The sequence below is a fragment of the Microbacterium sp. A84 genome, assembly GCF_051842815.1.
Lineage (GTDB): Bacteria > Actinomycetota > Actinomycetes > Actinomycetales > Microbacteriaceae > Microbacterium.
In genome coordinates this window covers 1197478-1214470 of record NZ_JBPXMS010000001.1, presented here as the reverse complement: position 1 = coordinate 1214470, position 16993 = coordinate 1197478, and the positions used below count along the sequence as shown (strand labels likewise).

Sequence of the window (16993 nt, the reverse complement as noted above, 5' to 3'; positions counted from 1 at the left end):
GCCGAGGCGGAGGTGGGGAATCAGTGCACGCTCGGGGGTGCGGCGACGCTCTCCCGCACGGTGAGCGTCGCCGGCAGTCGAAGGTGTTGCTCTTCGACAGCATCGCCGGCGAGCAGTGAGATCAGGATGCGCAGCGCATCGGCGCCCATCTGCTGTAGCGGCTGCGTGACAGTCGTCAGTGGGGGAGAGCTAATGGATGACTCAGGAATGTCGTCGAAGCCGACGACGGACAGGTCTTGCGGCACGCGCAGACCCAGTTCGCGTGCGACCTCGATGACGTGCAGGGCGGAAAGGTCGTTGGCCGCGAAGATCGCGGTGGGGCGAACACCTGCGGGCAGTCGGAGCAGCTCGTGGGCAGGGGCGTCGGTGAGGTCCGCACGATAACCGCCGATGCGGTCAAGTGCGGGGTCGACCTCGATGCCGGCGCCCTTGAGTGCCTCCGCGTAGCCTTCTCGTCGCAGGCGAGAGGACTCGAGCCCTGGCCGTCCGCCGAGGTGCGCGATGCGGCGGTGGCCCAATCCGATCAGCAGGTCGGTGGCGGCGCGGGCGCCCGCGACATTGTCGCCGTCCACGGTGGGCACGCTTTCGATGCCTGTGTGCGGATCGATGGCCACGACGGGGATGCTCGTGCCGTTCGTCATCGACATGGTGGGTGCGACCACGACTGCGCCATCGATGAGCGTGCCGCCAAGTCGAGAAAGTGAGCGTCGCTCCCAGTTCGAGCGTTTTCCATCGTCATTGCCTCCTGCGTAGGCGAGCAGCTCGTAGCTGGTCTCCTCGGCTGCGCGAGAAATTCCCTTGAGGAGCTCTGTCGAATACGGCTCGAAGTCGGCGAGCAGCACTCCGATCACGCCCGTCCGGCTACGACGCAGACTGCTCGCCACGATGGATGTTTCGTAGCCGAGCTCTTCGACGACGGAGAGCACACGCGCGGCGGTTGCGGCAGCGATGCCGTCGCGTCCGTTGACCACCTTCGACACGGTCGATACGGAGACGCCGGCGATTCGCGCGACGTCCGTGATGGTTGCGCGGCTGGGGCGAGTGGTGAGGGTCACATCGCGATCGTAGCCCCGACTGCGTCGCAACAGTGTTATTTCGAAGCGTTTGGAAAACGTTATCGATATCGTTTGACTAAATACCCGGCTGTCTGCCATTCTCAGTACACGAACCGCTGGGAGCGGTTGCATGATCTGTCAATGACGACGAAAGGGTTGATGATGACACGCAAGATGCGAGGTGCGGCGTGGGTCGCGCTGGGGGCCAGCATGGCATTGTTGCTGTCCGGCTGTTCCGGTTCCGGCGGCGGTGGCGGTGAGGAAGCTGGTGGCGACACCACCCTCACGATGTGGCACAACTCCACGACCGGTGACGGCAAGCAGTACTGGGAAGACGCCGCGGCGGCCTTCCACGAGGAAAACCCTGAGGTGACGGTCAAGGTCACTTCGATCCAGAACGAAGACATGGACGGCAAGCTGCAGACCGCCGTCAACTCCGGAGACATGCCGGACATCTTCATGGCGCGCGGTGGCGGCAAGCTGGCCGACATCGTCGAGGCGGGCAAGGTCAAGGACCTCACCAGCCTCATTGACGCAGATGTGAAGTCGGCGCTGGGAGATGCGCCATTCAGCGCGTTCACCATCGACGGCAAGATTTACGGTGTGCCGACGGCAGTGCTCCCCGGCGGCATCTTCTACAGCAAGGACCTGTTCGAACAGGCAGGCATCAGCTCGGAGCCGACGTCGATCGATGAGCTCGAGGCAGCCGTGCAGAAGCTGAAGGATGCGGGCATCGATCCGATCGCTCTCGGTGCGAAGGATGCCTGGCCGGCAGCGCACTGGTACTACTTCTTCGCTGTGCGAGCGTGCGGCCAGGACGTCATCGAGAGCCTGTCCACGGCTCCTGACTTCACCGATCAGTGCTGGTTGGATGCTGCCGAGAACCTCAGCGACTTCGCAGCGACCGAGCCCTTCAACAATGGCTTCCTGACGACATCAGCCCAGCAGGGTGCGAACTCGTCCGCGGGCCTCGTCGCTAACCACAAGGCAGCCATGGAACTCATGGGTGCCTGGAACGTCGGTGTGATCGCGAGCCTCACGCCCGACGAGCAGCCGCTGGCTGATCTGGGATGGTTCCCATTCCCCGAGGTGTCAGGTGGCGACGGCACACCCGGCGCGATGATGGGCGGCGTTGACGGATACTCGTGCTCGGTCGACTCCCCGGCAGCGTGTGAGCAGTTCCTCAACTTCGTCTCCTCGAAGAAGTGGCAGGAAGGCTACGCCACGGCATACCAGACGATCCCCGCCAACCAGGATGCACAGGGTGCTGTCACCGACCCGTCGCTGATTCCGCTGATGGCGGCGTACAGCAAGGCTCCGTACGTTTCGCTTTGGCTGGACACGGCGCTCGGACAGAACGTCGGAAACGCGCTGAACACCGGCATCGTCGAGTTGCTCGCAGGTCAGGGCAACCCGCAGAAGCTCGTCGACAGCATCGCGAACGCCGCGGCAAGGGGCTGAGAGTAGCAAAATGACCGATTCACAGGCGCTGATGGCATCCACTGCGCCTGCGAGGAGCAACCGTGTCGGGACCGATCATGCATCGGTCCCGACACGGGCGCCGCGGCGCCCTGACTGGCGCAAGCGCGGCGAGATCACGCTCCTGGCAGGTCCGGCTCTGCTGGTCTTCCTCGGCTTCGTCATCTTCCCGGTGATGATGGCCGCGTTCTACGGCTTCTTCAAATGGAACGGCTACGGCTGGCCCACCGAGTTCGTCGGACTCAACAACTACGTCCTCATGCTGCAGGACGACACGTTCCGTGAGGCGATAGGGCACAACTTCGCGATCGTGGTGCTCTCGCTGCTGATGCAGGGGCCCATCGCGATCCTGTTCGCGTTGCTCTTGAACCAGAAGATCCGCGGTCGCTCGGTGATCCGCGTGCTGATCTTCGCTCCGTACGTCATCGCAGAAGTAGTCGTCGGCACAGGCTGGAGCCTGATGCTGCAAGATTCCGGTGCGCTGAACTCCCTGCTGGAGAAGTGGGGCCTCGGCGCACTGCAGAACTCGTGGCTCGCTGATCCGGCTATCGCGTTGTGGTCGCTGATGATCATCATCACGTGGAAGTACATCGGCTTCGCTGTGATCCTCATGCTCGCCGGCATGCAGTCAATCCCCGAAGAGCTCTACGAAGCGGCGGCCATCGACGGCGCCGGCTTCTGGAAGACGCAGTGGAGCATCACGCTTCCGCTGCTCGCACCGACCATCCGCATCTGGGCATTCCTGTCGATCATCGGCTCGCTGCAGCTGTTCGACCTCGTCAACATCATCTGGGGTCAGTACATCGCGGCCACCGCAGGTACCTCGACGATGGCCACCTACATGTATCAGAACGGGCATCTGGCCGGCAATTACGGCTACGGCAACGCGGTTGCAGTGATGCTCTTCCTCATCTCCCTCGTCATCGCCCTCGTGTACCAGCGGTTCGTTCTTCGCCGCGACACCGAGGGTGCGCTGACGGGCGAAAGCCGAAAGGGGCGCCGGCGATGACCGACACTCTGAAGACGTCGGTGGCCATCCAGGCGATCGGCCGCAGCGGGCGTCGCCGTGCGCCATCCGGTGTTCGTTGGGGGAGCCCTGGCGTGTATCTGCTCGCGGTGATCCTGATCACGATCTGCATCACTCCGATTCTGTACATCATCGTCGGAGGGTTCCGAACGAACTCGCAGATCACCAACGACCCGTCTGGATGGCCGGCGCCGTGGGAGATCGCGAACTACACCGACGTCCTCGCCAGCAGCGAGTTCTGGACGGCAATGGTGAACTCGACCATCTCCGCGGTCGGCACCACACTCGGCGCTGTCACGCTCGGCGTTATGGCCAGCTATGTGATCGCTCGCTACGAGTTCTCCGGCAAGGTCATCATGTACTCCGTGTTCGCCGCTGGGCTCATGTTCCCGATCACCGTCGCGATCACGCCGCTGTATCTGCTGATCCGCAATCTGGGTCTGGTCAACAGCTTGGCCGGCATCATCCTGCCGCAGATCGCGTTTGCCCTGCCGACCACGATCATCATCCTGGTGCCGTTCCTGCGGGCGATCCCGAAGGAACTGGAAGAGGCAGCGTCGATCGACGGGGCATCCCGTCTCGGCTTCTTCTGGCGCATGGTGATCCCGCTCAGCCTGCCCGGGGTCATCACCGTCGGCATCCTTGCCTTCATCGGATCGTGGAACGGCTACATACTGCCGCTGTTCATCCTCAACGACTCCAGTCTGTTTACGCTTCCGCTTGGCGTGCAGAACTTCGCATCGCAGTACTCGGTCGATACCGCGCGAGTGCTCGCATATACCTCGCTGTCGATGCTGCCCGCGTTGTTCTTCTTCTCCATATTCGAGCGCCGCATCGTCGGTGGCCTCACCGGAGCGGTCAAGGGCTGAGCACAATGAAAGAGAAGATCGTGTCGAAATTGACCGCGGAGATTCCCGCTATGCCCACAGTGTCCGAGCGAGTGCGAGCGCTGCACGCGCAGATGACTCTGGAGGAGAAGCTCGCCCAGATCGTCGGGTATTGGCTTGACCAGAACGGCGTCGTCGCCCCCATGCAGTCGGAGATGGCCTCTGGACAGCAGGATGCCGGACACCTGATTGATGTGACCAGGAACGGCCTGGGGCAATACACCCGTGTGTATGGCACGCGGCCTGTCGATCCGGTGGAGCGTGCCGCTTGGCTGTGGGATGAGCAGCGTCGACTGAAGCGCGAGACGCGACTAGGGATTCCCGCGCTCGTACACGAAGAGTGCCTGACGGGACTTGCCGCCTGGAAAGCTGCGACGTTCCCGACACCCCTGGCATGGGGCGCATCGTTCAACCCGGAGCTTGTGCGCGACATGGCTGGGGCGATCGGCGGATCGATGCGGGAGCTGGGCATCCACCAGGGGCTCGCTCCAGTGCTCGATGTAATCCGAGACCCGCGCTGGGGGCGTGTGGATGAATGCATCGCCGAAGATCCGTACGTGGTCGGAGTGATCGGCAGCTCGTACGTCACCGGTTTGCAGTCGGCCGGCGTTCACGCCACGCTCAAGCACTTCGTCGGGTACTCGGCCTCGCGCGCCGGGCGCAACCACGCCCCGGTCTCTGCGGGGCCGCGTGAGATCGCCGATGTCTTCCTGCCGCCGTTCGAGATGGCACTGCTCGATGGCGGCGCACGTTCGGTGATGAACTCCTATGCAGAGATCGACGGTGTACCGCTCGGCTCCAGCGAGGAGTATCTGACGGGGCTGCTTCGTGAGCGCTGGGGATTCGACGGCGTGGTTGTCGCAGACTACTTCGCCGTCGCCTTCCTCGAAGTGACGCATGCGATCGCCGCCGACCGTGGTGCGGCGGCGGCGGCCGCGCTGACAGCGGGCATCGATGTCGAACTGCCCACCGGGGACGCTTACCTCGTCCCACTGGCAGAGCGAATTCGTGCCGGCGAGTTCGATGAGGCGTACGTGGACCGCGCAGTCCTTCGTGCACTCGCCCAGAAGGAAGAGCTCGGACTGCTCGAGCCCGACGTATTCGAAGACGAGGCTCCGACCAGCGTCGACCTGGATTCGCCGCGGCATCGTGAACTCGCGCGACGTCTCGCGGAGGAGTCCGTGGTGCTGCTCTCCAACGACGGCATCCTTCCGCTGTCGATCTCGGATGACCGCCCCTCGCGGATCGCGGTCATCGGCCCGAATGCTCATCGTGCGGAAGCGCTGATGGGATGCTATTCGTTCGCCAACCACGTGCTCGCCCATCACCCTGAATTCCCGATCGGCTTCGAAATCCCGACCTTCCTGGAAGGACTGACTGCAGAGCTGGGCACGGACGCGGAACTGGTCTACGCCGAGGGGGCCGCAGTAGAAGGGAACGACCGCTCTGGTTTCGACGAGGCTGTCACAGCCGCGGTCGATGCTGATGTGGCAGTCGTCGTCGTCGGAGACCAAGCGGGCCTCTTCGGGCGCGGCACGGTCGGTGAGGGCAACGATTCTGAGAGCCTGGAGCTGCCGGGTGTGCAACGCGAGCTTGTCGAAGCCGTCATCGCGACAGGGACCCCAGTGGTGATGATCATGCTGACGGGGCGGCCCTACGCGGTCAGCTGGGCACTGGACGACGAGCGGCGACCGGCAGCGGTGCTGCAGTCGTTCTTCCCCGGTGAGGAAGGTGCATCCGCGCTCGCCGGAGTGGTCTCGGGCCGGATCAATCCCTCCGGGCGGCTGCCGGTATCTATGCCGCGATCGGCGGGGGCGCAACCCTTCACCTACCTGCATCCGCCCCTGGGCGGAGCCTCGGAAGTCACCGCCACAGACCCGACGCCGGTGCGTCCGTTCGGTTTCGGGCTTTCCTACTCGCAGTTCGAGTACAGCGGATTGACCGTCGACAGCGAGGTGACGGCGGGCGGGGCGTTCACTGCTTCGGTGACCGTCACGAACACGGGCGCTCGTGTAGCGAATGATGTGGTGCAGCTGTATGGGCACGACGTCGCCGCGTCGGTCACGCGTCCTGTCGTGCAGTTGCTGGGCTTCCAACGGGTGGCCGTGGAGGCGGGGCAGTCCGTGACCGTGTCGTTCTTGGTGCCGACGCAACGATTCGCATTCAGCGACCGTTCGATGACGCGCATTGTCGAGCCGGGCGCCGTGCAGATCTGGGTCGGTGCACATGCGTCCGCGACAGCGGAATCGGCATCCGCAACGGTACGAAAGACGATGACGATCACCGGGGAGGCGCATGTGGTCGTGCCGAGCGATCGTCGCCTTGTCACGGCAGAAATCTCGCGCCTGTTCAGCGCAGTCGCGACCTGATCACGAGGAACTGATCCACTCGCCACGCTGAGCGCTGACACTTCGGAACGCGACTCTTGCCGATATCGTGACAGAGGCAACATATATCGCGCAGCGAGGGAGCAGCATGGCGGATCGGTCATCCGGAGTGGAAGGCGTGCGCAGGAAGAATCTCGGTGAGGTGCTGCGTCTCGTCCACCAGGAGGGCTCCCGCTCACGCGCGCGCATCACGGCGGAGACCGGTCTCAACCGTTCGACAGTTGCCGATCTTGTCACCGGGCTGGTCACCGCAGGTCTCGTGCGTGAGCAGAGCCCCGATCCCACGAGGCGGGTCGGACGCCCGAGCCCCGTGGTTTCCGCGAATCCGGATATCGTCGCCATCGGCGTCAACCCGGAAGTCGACGCGATCGAGATCGGCGCGGTCAGTTTCGGGGGAGGACTACGCGAGCGCACCAGGGTTGCTCTTGACAGCGTCCCGAGCGCTGCGGATGCCGTGGTCATAGTCGCGCGCGTCGTGCAGCAATGGCAACAGGATGCGCTGAAAGACTGTCGAATCGTCGGCGTCGGTGTTGCCGTGCCGGGCCTCGTGCGTGCGCTCGACGGTGTCGTGCGGCTTGCACCGCACCTCGGCTGGCGTGACGAGGACATCGCCACCCCGCTCGCTGATGCACTGGGATTGCCCGTCGCAGTCGACAATGATGCCTCGCTGGGCGCGCGTGCTGAGCGACTGTTCGGTGCGGCACGGGAGCACCGTGATGTGGTCTATCTCAACGGCGGTGCCAGCGGTATCGGTGGCGGACTCATCCTCGACGGGAATCTGATCGGGGGAGCCGGAGGGTACGCCGGTGAATGGGGCCAGACTCGTCCTGGCATCACCGCGAATGCTGATCGCGCCACGGACGACGGCGTGCTGGAGGACGAGGTCAACCGTGCCCGGCTGCTGCGGGCCGCAGGCCTCGGCGCGGCTGACGACGCGGTTCTTGCCGCCGCGCTGATCGGCTCCGAAGACATCGATGTACGTGCCGAGGTCGGCCGGCAACGTCGCATCCTCACCGCGTCACTCGGCAACGCGGTGAACGTGCTCAACCCCTCGGCTGTCGTGCTCGGCGGGTTCCTCTCCATTCTGCGTGAGTATGACGCTCAATCCTTTGACGCCGAGGTGCGCGAGCGCTCTCTGGCCGCTGCCGCCGAACAGGTCGAGATACAGTCGGCCGCACTCGGTCGTGACCGACTGTTGATCGGCGCAGCGGAAGCGGCGTTCGCACCGTTGCTCGCCGCTCCGCTCGCGTGACCTCGCCCGCCCGCGCCAGCCGCCAGCGCCAGCCCCACGGGTCTAGCGCAGCAGCAGTTGCCCGTCGACGCGGCGGGGGATGCCGAGCGGGTTCTCCTCGCGTAGCGCGAGCGGCAGCAGGTCGGCCGGTGCATCCTGGAACGCGATCGGTCGCTGAAAGCGTCGAACTGCGGCCGCACCGACCGACGTGAACTGCGTGTTCGTCGACGGCCACGGCCCGCCGTGGTGCTGAGCCCAGCTCACCGCGACACCGGTCGGCCAGCCGCCGAAGAGCACACGGCCCGCGAAGCCCGACATCGTGGCGACCAGATTCTCGACGTTCTCTCCGGGCTCGTGGTGCAGCGTGGCGGTGAGGGCGCCCGGCAGCGAGCGCAGGGCGGTAGTGAGTGTCTCCGGGGCATCGACGCGCACCAGCAGCGTGAAGGGGCCGAACACCTCCTCGAGTAGCACGTCAGCGTGTGCGAGCAGCGTCGAGGCATCCACCACGGCGACCGTCGGGCCGGTGGCCTCTGATGCGAGGACCTCCACGCCGGGTACGCCCGTGACGCGCTGCACGCCACGGGCGAAGCCCTCGGCGATTGTGGAGGTGAGCATCCGCGGCTGCGCACGAAGCAGCGCCGGCAGGTGCCGTTCGACCGTTGAACCCAGCGGCACGAACACGAGTCCTGGTTTGGTGCAGAACTGCCCGACACCCAGCTGGAATGACGCAGCAAGCCCGGCCGCATGCTCATCGCCGCGGGCAGCATCCGACGCAGGCGTGATGATGACCGGATTGACCGCTCCCAGCTCGCCATAGAACGGGATCGGATCCGGACGCGCCGTGACGCGGTCGAGCAGTGCCCGACCTCCCGGCACGGAGCCGGTGAAGGCGACAGCCCGGACTCCGGAGTGATCCACCAGAGCGAGCCCCGCGTCGAAGCCGGAGACGAGCGCGAATGCGCTGGCGGGCGCGCCCGCGTCGACAAGTGCATCCGTCACGACGCTCGCGGTGGCTTTCGAGGTCAGCGGATGCCCCGGATGCGCCTTGACGATCACCGGGCAACCCACGGCGAGAGCCGAGGCGGTGTCGCCGCCGGCGACGGAGAACGCGAACGGGAAATTGGATGCGGCGAACACAGCAACCGGACCGATCGGTCGCAGGACGCGGCGGAGGTCAGGGATGGGAGGTGTGGCATCCGGGTTCGGATGATCGATCGTCGCCTCGAGGTATGAGCCCTCGTCGAGCACGCTGGCGAACAATCGCAGCTGCGCGGTGGTGCGGGCGAACTCGCCGGTCAACCGAGGCAACCCGAGTGCGGTCTCCTCATCGGCGATCTCGATCAGCTCGTCGGCTCGCGCGTCGAGTCGGTCGGCGATGGTCCTCAGCCACGAAGCCCGGGTCGATTCGTCGGTGCGGGAAGTGATCTCGAATGCCTCGGCAGCTGCCCTGACGGCACGATCAACCCCGTCAGTGGTGCTGTCAGCAGCGGGAGTCAGTGTGGTCATCATCATGTTCGCCTCAATTCTTGAAGATCATTCCGAGGCCGAGTGACGGGCCACCGGCAGCCCATCCCTCGGTCACGTGCAGGCCGGTCGGCTCGGTCAGTGCGCCGAGTGCGGCGAATCCGGCATCTTCAACGTCCTCCACCCAACAAGTTTGCGGCAGCGCGAACGCGAGCTGAGCGGAAAGTTCCGGCAGCAGGTGCGGAGCCAGCTGTGCACCGCGTTCGCGCACCAGCTCGGCGATACGCAGGAACGGAGTGATTCCGCCCACTCGAATGATGTTCGGCTGTGCAATGTCGATGACGCCGGCGTCGAGGAAATCGCGGAACCTGTACAGGGTGTGCAGATTCTCACCCAGAGCGATGGGGACATCGATCCGCTGTCGCAGCTCGATATACCCGGCCAGATCGTCGGCGCGGAGCGGCTCTTCGATCCAGCCGATGTCATATGCGCTCAGCGCAGGGATCGCCCGACTGGCGGTATCAAGGTCCCAGCGTTGATTGGCATCGATGAACAGCCGGCGGCCGGGCCCGAGCGTGTCGCGTACTGCGGCGACGCGGTCGAGATCCTCGGCGAGATCGGGCCCTCCGACTTTGATCTTCACCGCCGAGTAGCCGGCATCGATCCATCGCTGTACCTGGGCGACCAGGTCGTCGTGAGAATAATGCAGGTTGACGCCGCTGGCGTAGGCGGCCAGTTTGTCATGTCGACGTCCGAGCAGATCGGTCACGGAGGTCTCGGCCGTGCGTGCGCGAAGATCCCACAGTGCGAGATCAACCCCGGCGAGAGCGATGGTGGTCACACCTCCGCCACCCGCTTCGTGCAGATGCGCCCAGGCCTCGTCCCACACCGACGGCGTGGCTGGTCGTCCGAGCAGGAACGGTGTGAGGTCGTCATCGATCATCGCCTGAACGGCGGTGCTGCCGATGGACGGGGTCCAGGAAAACCCGTGCCCCACGAGTCCGTCGCTCGCCTGCACGGTGACGGTGATCACGCAGATCTCGGTGACATCTGCGCCCCACGGCCGCCGCAGCGGAATCCTCAGCAGGTGCGTGTCGACGCGTTGGATCGACGCCTGATCGGTCACGCGATCAGCTCACGTCCGGTCTCGAGGAGACGCTCCAAACGGCCGGTCTGCTCGGCGGTCGGATCGACCAACGGTGCGCGCACGCCGCCCACCGGCAGCCCGCCGAGGCGGACGCCGGCCTTGACGAGAGCGACAGCGAAGCCGGGTGTCTCGTCGCGCAGCTCGATCAGCGGTGCGAAGAAGTTGTCGAGCAGTACGTGCTGCTTCGCCGTGTCGCCGCCGCGCAGCGCTTGGAAGAAGGCGACCGAGATATCCGGCGCCATCGCGAACACCGCGGAAGAGTAAAGGGGCACCCCGATGGCACTGTAGGCCGCCTGCGTCATCTCGGCGGTAAGTAGCCCGTTGAAGAAGAGCGATTCACCGGGGAGGGCCGCGGCGTCGCGGACGAAGCGCTGCGCGAGGGCGAGGTCGCCGACACCATCCTTGACGCCGATGACGCGGTCGTTGCGCAGCAGAGTGTCGATCGACGCCGGCGTGAACTGCGCAGCACCACGGTGGTACACGATCAGTGGCAGTTCCGTCGCCTCAGCGATCCGCTCCACATACGCGACGAGCCCGGCCTGTGGACCCTGCACCAGATAGGGAGGCATGACCAGGAGTCCCTCTGCGCCGGCCTCCTGCGCGCTGCGCGCACAGTCGATGGCATGTCCCAGCGGACCGCCGCTGCCGGCGAGAACGGGAACACGCCCCGCCGTGCCGCGAACGGCGGCGGCGACAGTCACCGCGTACTCGGCCGCGGACAGCGCGTGGAACTCACCGGTGCCGCACGCGGAGAACACCGCGCCGGGCTGATGTTCGACACGCTCAGAGACGTGCTGTTCGACCAGGTCGACATCGATGCGATCGGCGGCATCGAATGCGGTGACGGGAAAGAACAGCACGCGGTCGGGGATGGTCAGTTCAGGCACGAGAAGCCTCCTGGTCGTCAATGGGGGAAGCAGTGATGAGTTCGGTACGCCAGCTGCGCGTCGCGGTCCAGCCCAACAGCTGTTCGGCGCGGAGGCCGGAGAACGCCCCGCTGTTGCCGGCCACGGATGCCGCGGCATCCGCTGTCCTCGGCACCAGCCGTGCCAGCGACGAGGCCGTCGACTCCAGCACGAGAGCATCGGATGCGGTCACGAAGAAAACTTCACCGTTGGGGATGTCTGCGCAGTTCTGCAGCCATGCGCGCACGAAGTCGCCGGCATCTCGTGCGTCGACGTAGTTGAACAGTGCGACTGCGGACAACCGAGGATCGGCGAGCCGTTCGGCGACGGTGTGCCCCTGCTGGGTGCGCGCGCCGTGCCATTCCTCGGGTGCGATGACGTAACAGGGGCGGAAGAGGCCGAATCGCACGCGCTCGCCGTATCGCCGTACGGCCATCTGCACGATCTCCTCGACCGCGACCTTCGATACTGCATAGCCGTTCCACGGTGCGATCGGGTGGTCCTCGTCGAGCGGAAGATACGTCGGCTGCCACCCGCCGGGTGCGCCGTAGCCGATTACCGTCGGACTTGAGGCGACGAGCAGCGCACCGACTTCCGCGGCGACGGTGGCCTCGAGCACACTCCAGGCCAGCTGGGTGTTGATCTGGAACACGTCCGCGTCCGGAAGCGCACCAGGCACGGCGATCGCGGCAAGATGCACGACGGCATCCGGAGCGATCTCGATGAACGCCTCTCGAGTCGCGGCGGTATCGAGAAGATCGAGATCGATCTGACGCACGTCACGCACGGCGGTGTGGGCACGATCGACGGAGACGACCTCGTAGCCCGCACTCATGAGCTCATTCACGACGCTGCGTCCCAGCCGCCCGGCGCCGCCGGTGACGAGGACTCTGGAGCCGGGATGCACGCCGGCGGTCACGGTGGCACTCATGCCTTCACACCTGCGGCGACCGCACCAGCGGGGCCGAGTTCGAGATCGGAGATGCGCACGGCGCGGTCTTCCGCGAGCGAGCGGTTTCCGGCCAGGCCGACCACCATGCTGCGCACTCCGTCCGTCCAATCCGCTGTGCGCCCGAGTGGGTCAGGTTGAGCGCCGAGGAACACATCGCGCAGCAGCATTGCATCGCCGCCGCCGTGGCCGCCGGCGGCTTCGGGGATAGGGATCTCGCGCGCCGACTCGAAGTGGCGCTGCACGATCAGATGCTCCGAGGCAGGGCGTGCGGGCTCGGAGCCGACCAGATCAGGACGTGCGCTGGGGTCGACGACGGTGCGGCCCTGCTCATCGATGAGGACGGCGCCTCGTTCGACCACGTTCAGCTCAGCCCGTCCGAGCGTGCCATTGATGGCAACCGTGTACCCCTCCCACGGCGCGTGTGCGTTCAGCGAGTACGACATCGTGCTGCCGGCGGCGTAGTCCACGACGAGAGACAGATTGTCCTCGATGGTGATGCCGGCATCGAAGACATCTCGGTCGCGCAGGTAGCCGTCGTACTGCTCCTGATCGAGGTAGAGCCCGGTCCACGTCGGGTCCGTCCGCAGATCGAGGCTGAAGCGATCTCGCAGTGGCGAGTCGGTCGTGCCTCGTTCCGGCCGCGGGCCCAGACCGCGCCGTGCGGCGTTATCGGCGCCGTAGAAGCGCAGACCACCAGAAGCGAAGACGCGGGTAGGGACGTCGCTGATCCACCAGTTCACCAGGTCGAAGTGATGGCTCGCCTTGTGGATCAGCAGCCCGCCCGAGCGATCCTTGTCGCGGTGCCAGCGTCGGAAGTAGTCAGCACCGTGCGCGGTGTCGAGCACCCATTCGAAGTGCACACTGGTGACCTCGCCGATCTCGCCGGAGTCGATCAACTGTTTCAACGCGCTGTTGCGCGGCGAGTATCGGTAGTTGAACGTGATCGTCACGTTGCGCCCGGTGCGCTCCGTGGCCTCGGCGATGCGGCGGACGCCCTCTTCGCTGATCGTGAGCGGCTTCTCGACCACGACATCAGCGCCGGCATCCAGCGCGGTGACGATGTGATCGGCGTGCGTGAAATCAGGCGAGGTGATGATCACGCGATCGACGTGATGCTCGCGTACGGCTTCTGCCAGGGCATCCGGCGCGAACGACGCGGGGGTGCCAAGGCCGGGGTGCTGGGTGAGAGACCATTCCTGACGACCAGGGTTTGTATCGGTCCAGGCGACGAGCTCGGCGACGTCGGCATGTGTTGTCGCGATTGCATCGAGATACATCTGCGCGCGGGAGCCGGTGCCCACGAGGGCGTAACGGAGACGGGTCATCTGCTGATCCTTTCGATCACTTGATGCCTGAGGTTGCGGCGCCCTTGATGAGGAACCGCTGCCCGAACAGGAAGATGAGGAACAGAGGAATGAGGGAGACGACGCTCATCGCGAACATTGAGCCGTAATCCGAGCTCGATTGCGCATCCAGGAATCCCTTCAGCGCGAGTGACGCCGGGAACAGCTCAGGCAGGCGCACATAGATCAATGGCCCGAAGAAGTCGCCCCACGTCCAGATGAACGTGAAGATCGCGGTTGTCGCGAGCGAGGGCACGATCAGCGGGAGCGTGATCTGGAAGTAACTGCGGAAGTGTCCTGCGCCATCCACTCGGGCGGCCTCGAACAGCTCCTTCGGGAGCCCTCGGATGAACTGCACCATGAGGAAGATGAAGAACGCCTCCGTCGCCAGAAACTTCGGTGCGATCAGGGGGAGGAAGGTGTTCAACCAGCCGAGCTCCTTGAAGATCACGAACTGGGGAACGAGCAAAACCTGGAACGGCAGCATGATCGAGCCGAGCATCAGGATGAACGCGAAGTTGCGTCCGCGGAATCGCAGCCGAGCGAAGGCGTATGCGGCCATCGAGCATGACAGCAGGTTCCCGAGGATGGCGCCGAAGGCGATGATCGAGGAGTTGAGCAGGAACACCCCGAACGGATGCTGGAGATCGGTCCAGCCGTTCTGATAGTTCTCGAAGGTCAGATCCGCCGTGAAGATGCTCAGATCGCGGAAGATCTGATCGTTGGGCTTCAGGCTCGACACGACCAGCCAGATCAGCGGATAGAGCAGCAGCACCGAGAAGGCGATGAGCATCAGGTGCTTACCCAGTGCTCGTAGCGATTGGGTGCGGTTGCGACGCCGTCCGGCGGTCTCACGGCGCCGTCGCGGCGCATTGGAGGGACGCAGCAGGGTCTCAGTTTCAGTCGTCATAGAACACCCAATACTTCGAAAGCCAGAAGTTGAACGCGGTGAAGGCGGCGATCACGACGAGGAGGAACCAGGACATCGCCGAGGCGTATCCCATGTTGAGCTCGGTGAACGCTTCCTTGTACAGCAGCAGCGTGAAGAACATCGTTGAGTCGCTCGGGCCGCCTGTGCCGCCCGAGACGACATAGGCCTGCGTGAACGACTGGAACGAGAAGATGATCTGCAGCACCAGGTTGAAGAAGATCACCGGCGTGAGCAACGGGAAGGTGATGGAGAAGAACTGCCGGATCCTGCCAGCGCCGTCCATCGAGGCTGCCTCGTAGTACATCTCTGGGATCTGCCGGAGACCGGCAAGAAAGATCACCATGGGGGAGCCGAAGGTCCAGATGTTCAGGACGATGAGGGTGCCCAGCGCGAAGTCGGGGTGCCCGATCCAGCCGGGGCCATCGATGCCGAACCAGGCGAGGAAGCCGTTGACGATGCCGTCTTTACCGAACACCTGGCGCCACAGAATAGCAACGGCAACGGAACCGCCGAGCAGCGAGGGTAGATAGAAGATCGAGCGATAAAACGACAGGCCGCGCAGGCCCTTGTCGAGCAGCATCGCCAACCCGAGTGCGAGTGCGAGCAGCAGCGGGACGCTGACGAATACGTAGACGACCGTGACTCGGAACGAGTTCCAGAATCGGGCGTCGTTGAACATCTCGACGATGTTGTCGAGCCCTGACCAGATCGGTGGCTGCAGCAGGTTGTAGTCGGTGAATGACAGATACAGCGACGCGATGATCGGGCCGATCGTCAACCCCAGCATGCCGATCAGCCACGGCAACAGGAATATCGCCGCAGCCTTGTTGTCCGGGAATTTCTCTTTGAATCGCGCCCCCGGGGCGCGCTGAGTACGCGTTGCTGTGCGTAGCTCTCCGAGACTGCTCACGTGACCTCCTTGTCATGTCCGGTGCCGTAGGGGGTGCCGACAACCCCACTCGAGAAAGCGGTTTCACGAGTGATTCGATTATTGACGTGTCCGTGCCGATTCGTCAAGCCGACGCGGGTATGGTGGCACTGACCGGGCACCTGTCCTGGGCGGAGGGCAGCGAATGACCGCGCAGCGCGCAAGCGTCACGATCGCAGATGTGGCGCGCCTTGCTGGCGTTTCGCCAGCCACAGTCTCCCGTGTGATGAACGGTAGATTTGCAGGGGAACCCGGCGTTGCCGAGCGCGTGCGAAAGGCCGCAGTGGAGCTCGCCTACGCGCCGAGCCCGCTGGCGCGCAGTCTTGCCCTCGGACGCACTCACGCGGTTGCATTCGTCGTACCGGATCTCGCGAACCCCGCCTTTCAGTCGGTGCTGGCTGGGCTGAGTAAGACCGCGGCCCTGGATGGGTATCGGGTGCTGGTGGCTGACTCGGCCGAGTCTCCTGAGGACGAAGCGGCGCTCGCGCTCGAGATTCGCCGCCGCACGGACGCCATCGTGCTCTGTGCGCCCCGGATGCCGGAGGCAGAGCTGACCGCGCTCGCCGCGCAACTGCATCCGCTGGTGCTGATCAACAGATCTGTGCCGGAGATCACGGCGCCATCGTTGTCAATCGACTACCGCGCCGGAATCGTCGAGCTGGCCGAGCACCTCCACGGACTGGGGCATCGTCGTTTCGCCTATGTCTTCGGCCCGGAGGGCAGCGCATCCAACGCCCGCCGCGAGCTGGGGCTCGATGATTTCCAGCGTGCTCACCCTGATGTGACCATCGCGCGGATTCCCGCTGGCGCGAGCTCGGATGATGGTCGCGAGGCGGCCGCCGCTGTGCGTGACAGTCGAGCCACGGCTGCGCTGGCGTTCAACGATCTCGTTGCGATTGGGCTGATCGGTGGGCTGCGAACGCTCGGTCTGAGCGTGCCCGAAGACATCTCGGTGACCGGCTTCGATGACATTCCGCTGGCGCAGTATCTCGCCCCCGCATTGACGACGGCGTCGGTGTCGCACGCCGATCTGGGTGTGCTCGCATGGGGGCGGATGCACGACCTCATTGAGGGTGGGCAGCCCGGTCAGAACGTGGTGTTCCAGCCTCGTGTCGAGGTGCGCGACTCTTCCGGCATTGCCCCCTGAGCTTCTCGCCGACCTCTTGACGGCGGTTCGAGGCGATGCTAGCTTCTCGCGGAGAAAGCGGTTTCACCGATCGGTGTTGCCGCCGAGCTTCGCGATGAAGGGAAGACTGT

14 protein-coding genes are annotated in these 16993 nt (G+C 64.9%); 6 read left to right on the top strand and 8 right to left on the bottom strand.

The genetic code is table 11. The annotated features are described in order from the left end of the window. Positions 1-20 precede the first annotated feature (20 nt). Entirely contained in the window at positions 21-1055 is a 1035-nt protein-coding gene (locus tag ACSU04_RS06045; RefSeq protein WP_439288756.1) for a LacI family DNA-binding transcriptional regulator, read from the bottom strand. Positions 1056-1217: 162 nt separating this feature from the next. On the opposite strand from ACSU04_RS06045, the gene ACSU04_RS06040 reads away from it, so the two are divergent. The 5 genes from ACSU04_RS06040 (at position 1218) to ACSU04_RS06020 (ending at position 8087) form a co-directional block, all read left to right on the top strand. Beyond that, positions 1218-2516 carry an extracellular solute-binding protein gene (locus tag ACSU04_RS06040; RefSeq protein ID WP_439288755.1) on the top strand — a complete coding sequence of 433 codons (1299 nt, stop codon included), beginning with the start codon at positions 1218-1220 and terminating at the stop codon, positions 2514-2516. Positions 2517-2526: 10 nt separating this feature from the next. After that, positions 2527-3543, top strand: a complete 1017-nt coding sequence (locus tag ACSU04_RS06035; RefSeq protein ID WP_439288754.1) for a carbohydrate ABC transporter permease — start codon at positions 2527-2529, stop codon at positions 3541-3543. Continuing rightward, on the top strand, positions 3540-4430 hold the full coding sequence (locus ACSU04_RS06030; protein ID WP_439283850.1) for a carbohydrate ABC transporter permease: 891 nt from the start codon (positions 3540-3542) through the stop codon (positions 4428-4430). The genes ACSU04_RS06035 and ACSU04_RS06030 overlap by 4 nt, the downstream gene beginning before the upstream one ends. A gap of 5 nt (positions 4431-4435) precedes the next feature. Continuing rightward, positions 4436-6817, top strand: coding sequence for a beta-glucosidase (locus ACSU04_RS06025; RefSeq protein ID WP_439288753.1), 2382 nt, complete (start codon positions 4436-4438; stop codon positions 6815-6817). Between the two features lie 106 nt (positions 6818-6923). Next, entirely contained in the window at positions 6924-8087 is a 1164-nt protein-coding gene (locus ACSU04_RS06020; protein WP_439288752.1) for an ROK family transcriptional regulator, read from the top strand. Between the two features lie 42 nt (positions 8088-8129). Here ACSU04_RS06020 and ACSU04_RS06015 read toward each other — a convergent pair whose 3' ends face one another. From ACSU04_RS06015 to ACSU04_RS05985, 7 genes are read right to left on the bottom strand one after another with little or no spacing between them, the layout of a single operon-like run. After that, complete coding sequence (locus ACSU04_RS06015; RefSeq protein ID WP_439289433.1) at positions 8130-9572, bottom strand: aldehyde dehydrogenase (NADP(+)); 1443 nt, start codon at positions 9570-9572, stop codon at positions 8130-8132. Between the two features lie 13 nt (positions 9573-9585). Continuing rightward, positions 9586-10656, bottom strand: coding sequence for a mandelate racemase/muconate lactonizing enzyme family protein (locus ACSU04_RS06010; protein WP_439288751.1), 1071 nt, complete (start codon positions 10654-10656; stop codon positions 9586-9588). After that, positions 10653-11564, bottom strand: coding sequence for a 5-dehydro-4-deoxyglucarate dehydratase (locus tag ACSU04_RS06005; protein ID WP_439288750.1), 912 nt, complete (start codon positions 11562-11564; stop codon positions 10653-10655). Before ACSU04_RS06005 ends, ACSU04_RS06010 begins: the two co-directional genes overlap by 4 nt. Continuing rightward, complete coding sequence (locus ACSU04_RS06000; RefSeq protein ID WP_439288749.1) at positions 11557-12513, bottom strand: NAD-dependent epimerase/dehydratase family protein; 957 nt, start codon at positions 12511-12513, stop codon at positions 11557-11559. The genes ACSU04_RS06005 and ACSU04_RS06000 overlap by 8 nt, the downstream gene beginning before the upstream one ends. After that, on the bottom strand, positions 12510-13859 hold the full coding sequence (locus ACSU04_RS05995) for a Gfo/Idh/MocA family protein (RefSeq protein ID WP_439288748.1): 1350 nt from the start codon (positions 13857-13859) through the stop codon (positions 12510-12512). The genes ACSU04_RS06000 and ACSU04_RS05995 overlap by 4 nt, the downstream gene beginning before the upstream one ends. Positions 13860-13875: 16 nt before the next feature. Next, positions 13876-14787 carry a carbohydrate ABC transporter permease gene (locus tag ACSU04_RS05990; RefSeq protein ID WP_439283836.1) on the bottom strand — a complete coding sequence of 304 codons (912 nt, stop codon included), beginning with the start codon at positions 14785-14787 and terminating at the stop codon, positions 13876-13878. Continuing rightward, positions 14777-15718, bottom strand: a complete 942-nt coding sequence (locus tag ACSU04_RS05985) for a carbohydrate ABC transporter permease (protein ID WP_439283835.1) — start codon at positions 15716-15718, stop codon at positions 14777-14779. Before ACSU04_RS05985 ends, ACSU04_RS05990 begins: the two co-directional genes overlap by 11 nt. Positions 15719-15881: 163 nt before the next feature. Between ACSU04_RS05985 and ACSU04_RS05980 the strand changes: the two genes are divergently transcribed. Continuing rightward, entirely contained in the window at positions 15882-16883 is a 1002-nt protein-coding gene (locus tag ACSU04_RS05980) for a LacI family DNA-binding transcriptional regulator (RefSeq protein ID WP_439283833.1), read from the top strand. The last annotated feature ends 110 nt before the right edge of the window (positions 16884-16993 follow it).